Here is a 13,307-nt window from a genome sequence, read left to right as displayed (position 1 = left end):
CATACCGCCGGTGCCTGTGGCCTGACACATGGCACTTCACCTTGCCCCGCCAGAAATGGCGGGGTTTTTTCATGCGGGCCTGCCGGACGGATACAGGGTTCGGGCGGCTATCTCGGAGGCGGGTTGAGCGCCGTGTTGTAAGGCGTCCAGTCGGTGATCTCGGGATAGTATTGCCGCCGCCAGGCGCGGACGCGCGGGTTCATCACCCGCCGCCACAGGGGCGGGATCATCGCCGCGATTGTCATCACCGGATAGCCATAGGGCAGCTGCGGGGCCTCGTCCGTGCCGTGGTTCTGCAACAGCGGAAAGCGCCGGGCGGGCTTGAAATGGTGGTCCGAGTGGCGCTGCAGGTTGATCAGCAGCCAGTTGGACGCCTTGTGCGCCGCGTTCCAGGAATGGCGCGGCCTGACATGCTCGTATTTGCCGTCGCCGAGGTGCTTTCGCGTCAGCCCGTAATGCTCGACATAGTTGACCAGTTCCAGCTGCCAGATGGCGACGCCGGCCTGCACCAGGAACAACCCGATCCCGGCCCATCCGCCAAGCAATCCGGCCAGCACCAGCATGGCGCCCTGAAGGCCCCAGTAGCGCCAGAACGGGTTGGCGCGGTCGGTCCAGGGCCGGTCCTTGCGGGCCAGCTTGTCCCGCTCGGCCCGGAACGCGGATTTCAGGCACTGGACCAGGACGCGGGGATAGAAGCGGTGGAACCCCTCGTTATAGCGGGCCGTCACCGGATCGCGTGGTGTGCCGACATAGCGGTGATGCACGAGCAGATGTTCGGACCGGAAATGCGAGTAGAGGACCATGGCCAGCAGGATATCGCCCAGCCAGATCTCAAGGCGCGACCGCTGGTGCATCAATTCGTGGGAATAGTTGATCCCGATGGCACCGGTGATCACGCCGACGCCGAAGAACAGCCCGATCCGTTCGACGCTGTCCAGGTGATCTGCCCGCGTGGCATACCAGATCAGGCCGAACAGCGTCACGAATTGCGCCGGCGCCCAGAGCCGCGTCAGCAGGATGTACCAGCGCAGGTCGCTGTCCGGGGTCTCGGGATCGGCGTTGTCGAGGTTCAGGCCGGTCAGCTGGTCCAGCACCGCGAAGGTCCACCAGGTCGCCAGCGGCAACAGCAGCAACCACCAGCCGCCCGCCATCGCCACCGCCCAGGCCAGCGGGATCAGAAGGAACGAAATCCAGAAGGGCAGCGCGCTTTGCCAGCGCGACAGGGTTTCAGAGGGTATGGCGACTTGCGTGTCCGACATTGGCGGGATCCGTTGAACGTCAATCTGTCCGGACGCGGCTGCCATCCGCCGCCGCGCTCCGCCACAGGTCATGGGCCTTTCGCATGACGGTGGGCAGGGCCTGCGGGCGGAACTCGTGCCGGGCGATCGGCTCGAGGCCGTCGGGCGACGCATCCGCCCGCAGTATTGCGCAGCGCAGGCGCAGCACAAGGTGAAAATGCGTGAAGGTGTGGCGCACCTCTCCGGGCAGCTCGCGCCAGTCGGCTTCAAAGGGCGGGGTCTCGTCCGGCGCGTCGCCCCATTCCGGTCCGGGCCAGCCCAGCATCCCGCCCAGAAGCCCTTTGTCGGGGCGCCGTTCCAGAAGCACCGCGCCGTCTTCGCGTTCCGCGAGGTAAGCGATGCCATAGCGCGTCGGCTTGGGCCGTTTCGGTGTCTTCCGGGGCAGGATGGCGGCGGTTCCGCGGGCGCGGGCCAGGCAGGGATCGCGCCAGGGGCAGATGCCGCAGGCGGGCGCGCGGGGCGTGCAGATCGTCGCGCCCAGGTCCATCACCGCCTGTGCGTGGTCGCCCGGCCGTTCCCGCGGGGTCAGTTCGGCGGCCCTGGCGCGCAGGGTCTCCTTGGCGCCGGGCAGCGGGTCGTGGATGTCGTGCAGGCGGGCCATTACCCGTTCGACATTGCCGTCCAGCACCGTCTCGGGGTGGTCGAAGGCAATGGCGGCGATGGCGGCGGCAGTGTAGGGGCCGATCCCCGGCAGGCCGAGCAGCGCGACGTGATCCTCGGGGAACCGCCCGCCGTGGTCACGCGTCACGGCACGGGCGCATTTCAGCAGGTTCCGGGCCCGCGCGTAATACCCCAGCCCGGCCCATTCGGCCATCACATCGGCGTCCTCGGCACCGGCCAGCGCCTCGACGGTGGGCCAGCGGCGGGTGAAGCGGTGGAAATAGTCCTTGACCGCGGCAACGGTCGTCTGTTGCAGCATCACTTCGGACAGCCAGACGCGATAGGGGTCCGGGCGCACACCCGCCAGCCGGTCCTGCGGCGGTACCCGCCACGGCAGATCCCTTGCATGCGTGTCGTACCAGCTCAGCAGGGTCGCTGCCGGATCCGCCTGGGGCATGTCACGCAAGTTTTATTCCTCCGTCAGTCCGGTTTCGCTGGCACCCGAGTACACGGGTCTTACAATAAGGCGCACAACGATGGATTCCAGATGGCACCCAGACGCTCCACTACCCGAGGGTTCGCGCGCACCGCCTCGGTCCTGAACGAACAGATCCGCCGCGCCGGCGAAAGCCGCGGTTTCGCGGTGTCGCGTGTGCTGACCCATTGGGCCGAGATCGTCGGGGACGACATCGCGGCAATCGCCCGGCCGGTCAAGGTGGGCTATGGCCGCGGCGGGTTCGGGGCAACGCTGACCGTCCTGACCACCGGGCCGAAGGCGCCGATGCTGGAGATGCAGAAGGACCGGCTGCGCGACAAGGTGAACGCGGTCTATGGCTACAACGCCATCAGCCGCGTGCGCATCACCCAGACCGCGCCGCTGGGCTTTGCCGAGGGGCAGGCCGAGTTCGCACCCGCCCCCAGGGCGGCGGAGCCCCGCCCCGACCCCGAGGTCGTGGCCGAGGCCAGCCGCGTGGCCGATGGCGCGCAGGACACCGAGCTGCGGGCCGCCCTTGAACGTCTGGCCCGCAACGTTCTATCCAGTCAGAAACGCTGAGAAAGGCATAGCATGACCCGAATCGGAACCGCTATCTGCGCCGTGCTGGCGCTGGGCGCAGGCGGCCTGTGGCTGTCGCAGGCGCAAAACGTACCCGCCGTGTCCCTGATCGGTGCCGCCGAGGCGCAGGAGGGCCAGGTCGATACGTCGAGTGTCGTCGAGATGGTCCAGGGTGCCGAGGATGCCCCCGTCGAGGTGATCGAATACGCCTCGTTCACCTGTCCGCATTGCGCCAATTTCCACGAGGGGCCGTACAAGCAGCTCAAGAAGGACTTCATCGACACCGGCAAGGTGCGGTTCGTCTATCGCGAGGTCTATTTCGATCGGTATGGCCTGTGGGCGTCCATGATCGCCCGATGCGGCGGGGCCGAGCGGTTCTTCGGCATTACCGACCTGATCTATGAGGGACAGCCCGAATGGGCCCGGGCCGGCGGCCCGCCCGAGATCGTGGCCGAACTGCGCAAGATCGGGCGCCTGGCCGGGCTGGAGAAGGACCAGATCGAGGCCTGTCTGAAGGATGCCGACAAGGCGCAGACCCTGGTAACCTGGTATCAGGAAAACGCCGAGGAGCACGGCATCGACTCGACGCCCAGTTTCGTCATCAACGGCCAGAAAGTGTTGAACCAGCCCTATGAGGACCTCAAGGCGCTGATCGAGGACGAGCTGGGCAGCTGATGCCGGCCCCGCTTGCCGGCCTCAAGGTCGTCGAACTGGCGCGTATCCTGGCCGGCCCCTGGGCCGGCCAGACCTTTTCGGACCTGGGCGCCGAGGTGATCAAGGTGGAAAGCCCCGCCGGCGACGACACCCGCGCCTGGGGGCCGCCATTTGTCGAACGCGATGGCGATGTGTCGGCCGCCTATTTCCACTCGACCAACCGGGGCAAGGCCTCGGTCGTCGTGGATTTCTCGACCCACGAGGGGCAGGCGCGCGTACGCGAACTTGTCGCCGACGCGGATATCCTGATCGAGAACTTCAAGGTGGGCGGGCTTGCGAAATACGGGCTGGACTATGACAGCCTGAGCGAATTGAACCCGCGCCTGATCTACTGTTCGATCACCGGTTTCGGCCAGACCGGGCCCTATGCCCACCGGGCGGGGTACGATTTCATCATTCAGGGCATGTCGGGCCTGATGTCGATCACCGGCGAGCCCGACGGCCAGCCGCAGAAGTCCGGCGTGGCGATCACCGATGTGTTCACCGGGATCTATTCCGTGACCGCGATCCTGGCGGCGCTGCACCAGCGTGAAAGCACGGGCAGGGGCCAGCACATCGACATGGCGTTGCTGGACGTGGCCGTGGCGGTGACCGCGAACCAGGCGCTGAACTACCTGACCACGGGAACCGTGCCCGGCCGGATGGGCAACGCGCATGTGAATCTGGCACCCTACCAGGTGTTCGACTGCGCCGATGGGCACATCATCATCGCCACCGGCAACGACCGGCAGTATCAGCGCCTGTGTCGGGTTCTGGGCCTGGACGACATGGCCGAGGCGCCGGAGTTTCGGCACAACAAGGACCGGCTAGCCAACCGCCGGGTGATGATTGCGCGCCTGAACGGGGCAACCGCCACGCGGAGCAAGGCCGCGCTTCTGGCCGCCTGCGAGGCACAGGGAATCCCCGCCGGCCCGATCAATCGTATGGACGAGGTGATGGCCGATCCGCAGGTCGTGGCGCGCGGCATGGAAGTGCTTCTCGACGGGGTTCCGGGTGTGCGCGCGCCGTTCCGGTTCTCGGATGCCGAGCTGGCCCTGCACCGGCCCGCGCCCCGGCTGGGCGAGGACGGCTGACGCGGGGTCTCAGGGCGCCGGGGCGACCTCGGCCAGCGTCTTGCGCAACCGGTCCTCTTCGGCGATCCGCAGGCGCACGGGCAGGGTTATCACCTTGGACCGGAAGCCTGGCGGCAGGCGCACGGCGTCCTTCTCGGTCGTGACCAGCTGTGCGCCAAGCAGCCGGGCCTCGTTCTCCAGCCGGGTCATCAGTGCCGGGGTCAGCGGCTGATGGTCGTCCAGCGCTTCGGCCCGGCGCAGATCGGCGCCTTGCGCGCGCAGGGTGCGAAAGAACTTCTCGGGGTGACCGATCCCGGCAAAGGCCAGAACCGACGTGCTGGTCCAGTCCATGCCGGTCTGCAGCGGCTCCATCACGCCGGTGACCCGGGGCACCGGGACATGCGCGCCCCAGCGGTCGGTGAATCCGGCCTGGGCCTCGGCATCGCCCAGCGTCACGAGCAGGTCGGCGCGCGCCAGCCCCGCCGGCACCGGTTCGCGCAGGGGGCCTGCCGGGATGCACAGCCCGTTGCCGAAGCCTATTGCCGCATCGACCACCACGACCGAGAAATCCTTTTGCAGCGCGGGATCCTGGAACCCGTCATCCAGCAGCAGCACCGTGGCGCCCGCCCTTGTTGCCGCTCGGGCACCGGCCACCCGGTCCGGCGCGATCCAGACATCCGCGAAGGCCGCGATCAGCAGCGGCTCGTCGCCGGTCTGTGTCGCGCTGTGCCGCGAGGGGTCGACCTGTACCGGCCCGGTGAGGCTGCCGCCATAGCCGCGGCTGATCACATGCGGCCTGTGCCCCGCGCGGCCAAGCTGTTCGGCCAGCCAGATGACCGTCGGCGTCTTGCCGGTGCCGCCGGCGTTGATGTTGCCGACGCAGATGACCGGCACATCGGCCCGGGCGCCGGTCCCGTTTGCCAGCCGGCGGGCCGTCGCGCGGGCATAGAGCGCGCCCAGCGGCGACAGCAGCCGCGCGCGCCAGTCGGGCCGGCGCGGATCGGAAATCCAAAATTCAGGCGCGCGCATTGCCCGAGCCCCGCTCGTCCAGCCTGTCCTGGATCATCTCGACCAGCTGGTCGTTCAGATAGGCCCCCTCGGTCACAACTTGCCAGCCGGCCAGAGCCATCTCGGCGGCACGATTGGGCGCAAGCGTCTGCACGACGCCTGTGGACAGCGTTTCGGCATCGCGCACGCTGCGGGCCGCGCCGGCGGCGGCCAGCCGGGAATAGGTGTCGATGTGGTCGCGCACATTCGGTCCGTAGAGCACCGCCGAGCCCAGGGCGACCGCCGTGAGCGGCTCGCGCCCGCCGGTGCCCGAGGTCAGCGAACTGCCCATGAAGCTGACCGGCGCCATCCGGAACCACAGGCCCAGATCCTCGGTCATGGTCGTCAGGAGGATCTGGGTGGAATCCTCGATCGCGTCGCCCGCGTCCCAATCGGCGCAGCGCAGCGATGTCTGCTCGACCAGGGCCATGAACCGGTCGCCATCGGTCGGATCGGCCAGGTGCAGGACCAACAGCAGCCGGTGCGCCAGCCGCAGGGTGCTGCGATGGGCCTGCAGGACCGTCTCGATCTCGTCACCATGTACCCAGCAGGCCAGCCAGACCGGCCGCGCCGCAAGCATCTCGGTGACGCTGGCCAGTTCCTCCTCGGACCAGGAGACGGGGTTCGGCGTCACCCGCATTTCCGCCGAGACCGAGACCTTGTCGCGGCTGACGCCGCTGCGCGTGATGCTGCGGGCGGTTTGCTCGGATTTCACCAGGATGGTGTCGAAACAGTCCAGCGTCGCGCGGGTCAGGTCCGGCAGCCAGCGATGGCGGCGCAGGGGCAGATCGCCCTCGCCGACATCCAGAAGGATCGAGGGGATCTCGCGGTCCGCCACAAGGCTGAGCAGGTTGGGCAGGAGACCGCCGCCGGCCCAGACGCACATATCCGGCCGCCAATGGTCCAGAAAACCGCGCGCCGCCGACATGTGGTCGGCCGGAAGCGGGAACACCGGCAGGCCCGGTTCGCGCCAGGCGTCGGCGTCCTCGGATCCGGGCGCGGTGAACAGGATCTGAAGCCCCGGCCGCTGCGCCATGAGCCTTCGGCACAGCTCGGCCAGCGCCACGAAACGGCGCCTGGTCGCGGACTGCACCCAGAGCAATTCGCCCTCGGGCCGCGGCGGGCGGTCCCCCTTGCCGGTCTGCGTATTGCGCCAGTTCAGCGCCCGATAGGCCGCCAGGCTGAGCGAGCGGCTCAAGACGTCAGCCCAGCTCTTCGGTTGCCGAAGCCTCGGTTCCTTCGTCGCGCAACCGGTGGATATGGGCGATGAAATAGCGCATGTGGGCATTGTCCACGGTGCGCTGGGCCTCGGCCTTCCAGGCGTCATAGGCCGAGTCGTAATCGGGATACATGCCGACGATGTGGATGTCGTTCACGTCCTTGAAAACGCTCTTGGTCGGATCGACCAGTTCGCCGCCAAAGACGAGATGCAGGCGTTGGGGCATTGGGTGTCCTTATCGCAGGGGCAAGGGGGGTGGCGAAAACCTACGGGTTTCGCCCGGCAGGTCAAGGCGCCGGAGGGTCGGGCGGCGTGCCGGGGATCACGGCATCGTCGGGCTCCAGCGCCTCGGACAGCGCCCGATGCACCAGCGGCCCGGCGGCTATGACGCCTTCGACCGTCGGGTGGGAATTGTTGAACCGAAGGGCCGCGCCGTGCCGGTCGGTGCAGCGCCCGCGGGCCTCGCGCAGGATCAGGTCGCCGGCCGCGATGTCCCATTCCCAGCTGGGGCGGAGCGTCAGCATCCCGTCGAAGCGGCCCTGTGCCACCAGGGCAAGGCGATAGGCCAGCGACGGGCGGTAGGCGCGGGCAAAGGCAGGCACGTGGCCATCGCGCCAGTGCGTCGGTTCCAGATTGGGGCGAGTGGCAAGGATCTCGGCCGTGGACAGCCCGGCGGGCTGCGAGGTCGCGATCGGAACAGCGTTGAGCGTGGCCCCCTGTCCCTCGGCCGCCGCGAACAGCCGGTCGAGCAGCGGCAGGTAGATCACCGCGGCCGTGATCCTTCCATGCTCGGCCACGGCGATCGAATGGGCCCAGGTGCGTTTGCCATCGGCAAAGCTGCGGGTTCCGTCGATCGGATCGACGATGAACAGCCGGTCGTGGTTCAGCCGTGCGCCGTCATCCTCGGTCTCCTCGCTCAGCCAGCCATAGCCGGGCCGGGCGGAGGGCAGCATTGCGGCCAGCATGTCGTTCACCGCGATGTCGGCCTCGGTCACGGGGCCCGCGCCCTCGGGCTTGTCCCAGCGCCGCGCCAGCTTGCCGGAATAGCGTGTGGCGATCTCGCCCGCCGCCCGGGCTGCCTCGATCAGCAGGGGCAGGTCACGCGCCGGCAAGGGTCATCCCTTCGATCAGCAGCGAGGGCACCACACGCGACAGCCAGGGCCGCGCGTCGTTGGCGGGCTGGATGCGCAGCAGCATGTCGCGCAGGTTGCCGGCGATGGTGCATTCATTGACCGGATAGGCGATCTCGCCATTCTCGACCCAGAATCCCGAGGCCCCGCGCGAGTAGTCGCCGGTATTGGGGTTGATGGTCGAGCCGATCAGCGATGTCACCAGCAGCCCGGTTCCCATGTCGCGCAGCAGTTCGTCCCGGTCGCTCTGACCTTGCGTCAGGGCGAGGTTCCAGTTGCTGGGCGAGGGGGCCGACGACACGCCGCGCGCGGCGTTGCCGGTCGGGTCCATCGACAGCTTGCGCGCGCTGCCCAGGTCCAGCGTCCATCCGGTCAGGATGCCGTCCTCGACCACCGCGCGGCGGCGGGTCGGCAGTCCCTCGGCATCGAAGGGGCGCGATCCGGACACGCGCAGGCGGTGCGGATCCTCGATCAGCGACAGGCTCTCGGGCAGCACCTGCGTGCCCAGCGCATCCTTCAACCAGGACGATCCCCGGGCGATGGAGGTGCCGTTGATGGCGGCGGTCAGGTGCCCGATCAGCGAAGAGGAAATGCGTTCGTCGAACAGGACCGGAAATGTGCCGGTGCGAGGTTGTCTCGCACCCGTCAGGCTGACCGCCCGTTCGCCGGCGCTGCGCCCGATCTCGTCCGCTCCGCGCAGGTCGCCCTGATGGATGCGGCTGTCGGCGTCATAGTCGCGCTGCATCCCGGTTCCGGTTCCGGATATCGCTACGCATGAGGTCGAGCGGCTGCTGCGGGCATAACCGCCCGAGAACCCGTTGCTGGCGGCTAGATGAACCCGGTTCAACCCGTAACCTGCCGCGGCGTCGGAGACTTGCGTGACGCCTGGGACGGATTGTGCCGCAGCCTCTGCTGCCAGGGCGTCCGCCATCAGCGCGTCGGGTTCGGGTTCGGGCGCCGGGTCCAGAAGGTCCAGCGCGTCGAGATCCCAGTCCCGGGCCAGCTGGTCCGGTCGGGCCAAGCCGGCATAGGCATCCTCGGGCGCTTCGCGGGCCATTGCCACCGCACGTTCGGCCATTGCCGCCAGGGTTTCCGGCCGGCTGTCCGAGGCGGACACGATGGCCTGGCTGCGCCCCATCAGCACCCGCAGCCCCAGATCGGCCGCCTCGGCGCGTTCCGCGTGTTCCAGGGCGCCGCCGCGGACTTCGATCGAGACGGAACTGCCCTGCATCACGATCGTGTCGGCCGCCTCGGCACCGGCGCGCTTGGCGGCGTCGAGCAGGGCGTGGCAGATCTCTTCGGGGGTGCGTGTCATGGGGCTCGGTTTCCTTGGGTTGCGGTCACGAGGTAGCCCCGCGCCGCCGGTGTCGCAAGTCCCTGGGCCGCAATGAATGAAAAGGGCCGCACGCGGCGGCCCCTCGAACACCCGATCTGCGGGGCGCTACTTGATGCGCTGGCCGTTGGCCAGGATCTGGCCGTCCTTGGTGACCTCGATCTTGGAGTTCAGCGTGTCGGGCGCGTCGCCGGGAACCGCCAGCATGCCCATCATCATCCGCGCGCCCATCGCGTCCTGCTCGGCCATCAGGCCCATGCCGATCAGCTTGTCGATCAGGGCGTTGGCGCCGACCAGTTGCAGGTTCGCCTCGCCCGAGGGGGCGGGCATCCCGTCGTAGGTCTCAAGGTCGCTGTTGTCGAACTCGAAATCGCCGGTTCCGCTCAGCCGCGCGCCGACCATCGATACCAGAAGTTCGTTGATCTTGAGCGATTGCAGCTCGCCCGGCGCGGCATCGGTGGCCTCAAGCGTGCTGGCCACTTCGGGATCCAGGAAGTTCACCAGCACTTTCGCCATGCCGGTCGCGTCCAGCTTGACCGTGGCGGGATCGCGCGGCAATGCGCCGGCCGGGTCGAACATGCTCCACAGGATGTCCGACATGGTGAAATCGGTCAGGTTGACCGCAAAGGCGAAGGGCTGTGCCTCATCCTTGGCCTGAACCGGGATGTCGAATTTCATGCCGGCCACGGCCATCGCGATCTCGATCGGGAAGGGCATCTCGGACGACACGATGGTCATCTGCGGCGCCTTCTGCGTGATGTCATAGACGATGTGGTCGCCATTCATCGCGACCTGGAAATCGCCGCCTTCGGAGTTGCTCTCGAACGAGAAGGGCTGCTCGTCGGGGTTGCCGCTGGCCTTGGTCTGGCCGGTCGCATAGGTGAAGCCGCCGCTATAGGCAAAGCCGGCATCGACCATGCTCTGATAGTCGCCGGCATTGAAATCCTTGGGGATGGTGCCGTCGCCGGTGAAGCCCAGCCCGGTCATCTCGCCATTCATCACGATACCTTCGTCCGACTCGGGGTCGTCGAAGGCGACGTCATAGGTCAGGGTGTCGGCCGCCATGCTCTGGGTGATGTCGCGGGCATCGCCGATCTTCATGTTCGAGGTGCCGGTCACACCGGCCAGGTCGAACCCGAGGGTCAACGTGCCCTCGGGCATCTCCTCGCCCTCGGCCTCGAGCGAGACCAGGTCGAACCCGATGGTCTGCGCCGAATAGTCATAGGTCATGTCGTCGGGGGATCCCGACACCACCATATCCATCTGCTGCTGGGTATAGACGAACTCGCCGCGCACCGGCGCATCGTCGGTGGGCGTGACCTCGAACGTCATCGGAAACTCTTCGGGGAAGCCGATGGAAACCGTGCCGTCGCCATTCTCGGTCAGGGTCATCTCGGGGATCGCCAGCATGATCGCGCCTTCGCCCTCGGGCAGGTCCATCGACATCGACATGTCGGTGATCGTGGTGACATTCCCCGAGGTTGTTTCCGAGCCGGTCAGGTCATAGCCCATGCCGCCCATATAGGCCTCCCAGTCGGCCCACACGTCCTGCGCGGTCAGTTCGGCCCAGGCGCCGGTGGAGGCGAAGGCGCAGGCCATGGCGGCGCTGCAGGTGCGGCGATAGAAATGTTTCATTTGAGAACCCTTCTCGATCAATGGCGCGCGTATCGTCTGCCCTCGCGCAGCGGGCGTCAAGGGGCAAGGTCTGGACCTGTCCCGGCTTTGCGCGTAACCAGAAAACAAGGCGAAAATGCGGAGGACGCGGCGATGAACATGCAGGGAAAGACCGTTCTGATCACCGGCGCAAGCCGCGGGATCGGGGCCGAGGCGGGCCGGGTGTTTGCCGCCGCCGGAGCCAATGTCGCGCTGGTGGCCCGCGGACCGGGCGAGATCACCGCCCTGGCGCAGGAGATCGGCGACCAGGCCATGGCGATCCCCTGCGACGTCAGCGATTTCGGCCAGGTTCAGGCCGCGGTCAACGCCTGCCGGGACCGGTTCAGCAGCCTGGACGTGCTTATCAACAACGCCGGTGTGATCGAGCCGATCGCGCATCTGGCAAGGGTCGACCCCGCCGATTGGGGCCGGGTCGTGGACATCAACCTCAAAGGCGTCTTCCACGGGATGCGCGCGGTCCTTCCGGTCATGCGGGAGGCTGGTGGCGGCAGCATCCTGACCGTCAGTTCGGGCGCCGCGCATGGCCCGGTCGAGGCCTGGAGCCACTATTGCGCCTCCAAGGCCGGCGCGGCAATGCTGACCTCCTGCCTGCATCTGGAAGAGCAGATCCACGGCATCCGCGCGATGGGCCTGTCGCCGGGCACCGTGGCGACGCAGATGCAGCGCGAGATAAAGTCCAGCGGCATCAACCCGGTCAGCCAGCTGGACTGGTCGGCGCATATCCCCGCGGACTGGCCGGCCAGGGCATTGCTGTGGATGTGCGGACCGGATGCGGACGAGTTCCTCGGGAACGAGATTTCATTGCGCGATGACGCGATCCGCGCGCGGATCGGCCTGGCATGATCGAGCTGGAGCGGGATGGCGGGCTCTGGATGGTGACGCTGAACCGTCCGGACAAGGCCAACTCGCTCACCTCCGCCATGCTGACCGAGCTGTGCGAGGTCGCCGAGGCGGCCACCGAAGCGCGGGCGCTGATCCTGACTGGGCGCGGCCGGGTGTTCAGCGCGGGCGCCGATCTCGACGAGGCGCGGGCGGGCCTTGCGACCTCGCCTCTGTGGGAACGGCTGTCGGGGGCGATCGCGGCGCTGCCCTGCCTGACCGTGGCGGCGCTGAACGGCACGCTGGCGGGGGGTGCCAACGGCATGGCGCTGGCCTGTGACTTGCGCATCGCGGTGCCGCAGGCCAAGGTGTTCTACCCGGTGATGAAGCTGGGATTCCTGCCGCAACCCTCGGACCCCGCGCGCATGGCTGCGCTGATCGGCCCGGCCCGCACGCGGCTGATCCTGATGGCGGGCCAGAAGATCAACGCCGAGGAGGCCTATGCCTTCGGCCTGTTCGACCGGATCGTCGCGCCCGAGGAGCTTATGGATACCGCCCGGTCGCTGGTGGCCGACAGCCTGGATGCCGATGCCGGGATCGCCGCAGGGATCGCGGATCTCTGTCCATGAGGCTCGCCGCCCTGCGCCTGCGGGTTGCGGACCCGGCGGCGGTCGCGCGGTTCTATGCCCAGCATTTCGGCATGACGGCCCGGCCGGAGGGCGCGCAGTGGCGCGTCGGTTATGCGGGTCGGGATTCCGACCTGATCCTGATGCCCGGCGGCGGCGGGTTCTCCGCCGATCGCGGCCAGCGCTACTGGAAGATCGGGATCACCGTGCCCGATCTCGACCGCGCCGTCGACCAACTCCGCCGGGATGGCCTTGAGGTCAGCGTGCCGCACCAGTTCCGGGACATCGGCTATCTGTGTCACCTGAGCGACCCGGCCGGCTTCCCGGTCGAGCTGCTGCAATGGACCTTTCAGGACAGCCCGCCCGCGCCGCAACAGTCCGGCGGCCCGTTTTCGGCGGCGCGGATCGGCCAGATCACCCTGCGCAGCGGAGATATTTCGGCCGAAACCGAAATCTGGATCGCGCTCGGGATGCGCCTTCTGTCAGTGCAGGAGGTTCCAAGCCACGGCTTCGACCTGCATTTTCTTGCCTTCACCGACGAAACGCCGCCCGATCCCGATCTGTGGTCGGTGGCCAACCGCGGATGGCTGTGGCAGCGGCCCTACACAACCCTGGAATTTCAGCACGTCCCGGGCGCGGAATTCGCCGCGGTGCCGGACCTCCGCGGCATCGAAATCGACGGGCTGCGCGCGCCGCAGAAGGACGCCGCCGGAACCGCGCTGATCCCGACCCGGTAGGCCG

The 13,307-nt window shown here is 67.9% G+C and carries 14 protein-coding genes; 6 read left to right on the top strand and 8 right to left on the bottom strand.

What is annotated here, in order from left to right; translation table 11 throughout:
* Nucleotides 1-107 precede the first annotated feature (107 nt).
* Complete coding sequence (locus BMX57_RS07940) at nucleotides 108-1,259, bottom strand: alkane 1-monooxygenase (protein WP_092364786.1); 1,152 nt, start codon at nucleotides 1,257-1,259, stop codon at nucleotides 108-110.
* 19 nt (nucleotides 1,260-1,278) lie between these two features.
* Nucleotides 1,279-2,355, bottom strand: coding sequence for an A/G-specific adenine glycosylase (gene mutY, locus BMX57_RS07935; RefSeq protein WP_092364783.1), 1,077 nt, complete (start codon nucleotides 2,353-2,355; stop codon nucleotides 1,279-1,281).
* Nucleotides 2,356-2,445: 90 nt separating this feature from the next.
* Between mutY and BMX57_RS07930 the strand changes: the two genes are divergently transcribed.
* Genes BMX57_RS07930 through BMX57_RS07920 form a run of 3 tightly spaced genes read left to right on the top strand, consistent with a single transcriptional unit; the run spans nucleotide 2,446 to nucleotide 4,739 of the window.
* Nucleotides 2,446-2,952: a DUF721 domain-containing protein gene (locus tag BMX57_RS07930; RefSeq protein ID WP_092364780.1), complete on the top strand. Its 507-nt coding sequence runs from the start codon at nucleotides 2,446-2,448 to the stop codon at nucleotides 2,950-2,952.
* A 12-nt stretch (nucleotides 2,953-2,964) separates the two neighbouring features.
* Entirely contained in the window at nucleotides 2,965-3,627 is a 663-nt protein-coding gene (locus BMX57_RS07925; protein WP_092364777.1) for a DsbA family protein, read from the top strand.
* Complete coding sequence (locus BMX57_RS07920) at nucleotides 3,627-4,739, top strand: CaiB/BaiF CoA transferase family protein (protein ID WP_092364774.1); 1,113 nt, start codon at nucleotides 3,627-3,629, stop codon at nucleotides 4,737-4,739. The genes BMX57_RS07925 and BMX57_RS07920 overlap by 1 nt, the downstream gene beginning before the upstream one ends.
* A 9-nt stretch (nucleotides 4,740-4,748) precedes the next feature.
* Here the strand turns inward: BMX57_RS07920 and lpxK are convergent, their stop codons facing one another.
* The 6 genes from lpxK to BMX57_RS07890 form a co-directional block, all read right to left on the bottom strand.
* Entirely contained in the window at nucleotides 4,749-5,747 is a 999-nt protein-coding gene (gene lpxK / locus BMX57_RS07915; RefSeq protein ID WP_092364771.1) for a tetraacyldisaccharide 4'-kinase, read from the bottom strand.
* The gene (locus tag BMX57_RS07910) at nucleotides 5,734-6,963 is read right to left on the bottom strand and encodes a 3-deoxy-D-manno-octulosonic acid transferase (protein ID WP_092364768.1); all 1,230 of its coding nucleotides are present in this window, start codon (nucleotides 6,961-6,963) and stop codon (nucleotides 5,734-5,736) included. Before BMX57_RS07910 ends, lpxK begins: the two co-directional genes overlap by 14 nt.
* A 4-nt stretch (nucleotides 6,964-6,967) precedes the next feature.
* Nucleotides 6,968-7,210 carry a DUF4170 domain-containing protein gene (locus BMX57_RS07905; RefSeq protein WP_092364765.1) on the bottom strand — a complete coding sequence of 81 codons (243 nt, stop codon included), beginning with the start codon at nucleotides 7,208-7,210 and terminating at the stop codon, nucleotides 6,968-6,970.
* A gap of 61 nt (nucleotides 7,211-7,271) precedes the next feature.
* Complete coding sequence (locus BMX57_RS07900; RefSeq protein WP_092364762.1) at nucleotides 7,272-8,096, bottom strand: inositol monophosphatase family protein; 825 nt, start codon at nucleotides 8,094-8,096, stop codon at nucleotides 7,272-7,274.
* Entirely contained in the window at nucleotides 8,083-9,429 is a 1,347-nt protein-coding gene (locus tag BMX57_RS07895; protein ID WP_092364759.1) for a TldD/PmbA family protein, read from the bottom strand. The genes BMX57_RS07900 and BMX57_RS07895 overlap by 14 nt, the downstream gene beginning before the upstream one ends.
* Nucleotides 9,430-9,555: 126 nt before the next feature.
* The gene (locus BMX57_RS07890) at nucleotides 9,556-11,082 is read right to left on the bottom strand and encodes a DUF2125 domain-containing protein (protein ID WP_092364756.1); all 1,527 of its coding nucleotides are present in this window, start codon (nucleotides 11,080-11,082) and stop codon (nucleotides 9,556-9,558) included.
* Between the two features lie 132 nt (nucleotides 11,083-11,214).
* Here BMX57_RS07890 and BMX57_RS07885 point away from each other — a divergent pair, with 132 nt between their 5' ends.
* The 3 genes from BMX57_RS07885 to BMX57_RS07875 are packed head-to-tail and all read left to right on the top strand — an operon-like array spanning nucleotide 11,215 to nucleotide 13,303.
* Nucleotides 11,215-11,964, top strand: a complete 750-nt coding sequence (locus tag BMX57_RS07885) for an SDR family oxidoreductase (protein ID WP_092364753.1) — start codon at nucleotides 11,215-11,217, stop codon at nucleotides 11,962-11,964.
* On the top strand, nucleotides 11,961-12,569 hold the full coding sequence (locus BMX57_RS07880; RefSeq protein WP_092364750.1) for an enoyl-CoA hydratase/isomerase family protein: 609 nt from the start codon (nucleotides 11,961-11,963) through the stop codon (nucleotides 12,567-12,569). Before BMX57_RS07885 ends, BMX57_RS07880 begins: the two co-directional genes overlap by 4 nt.
* Nucleotides 12,566-13,303, top strand: coding sequence for a VOC family protein (locus BMX57_RS07875; RefSeq protein ID WP_092364747.1), 738 nt, complete (start codon nucleotides 12,566-12,568; stop codon nucleotides 13,301-13,303). The genes BMX57_RS07880 and BMX57_RS07875 overlap by 4 nt, the downstream gene beginning before the upstream one ends.
* Nucleotides 13,304-13,307 lie beyond the last annotated feature (4 nt).

It is taken from the genome of Cribrihabitans marinus (assembly GCF_900109035.1).
GTDB classification, from domain to species: Bacteria; Pseudomonadota; Alphaproteobacteria; order Rhodobacterales; family Rhodobacteraceae; genus Cribrihabitans; species Cribrihabitans marinus.
The sequence above is the reverse complement of the archived record's forward strand: the minus strand, read 5'-3'. Positions and strand labels throughout refer to the sequence as shown.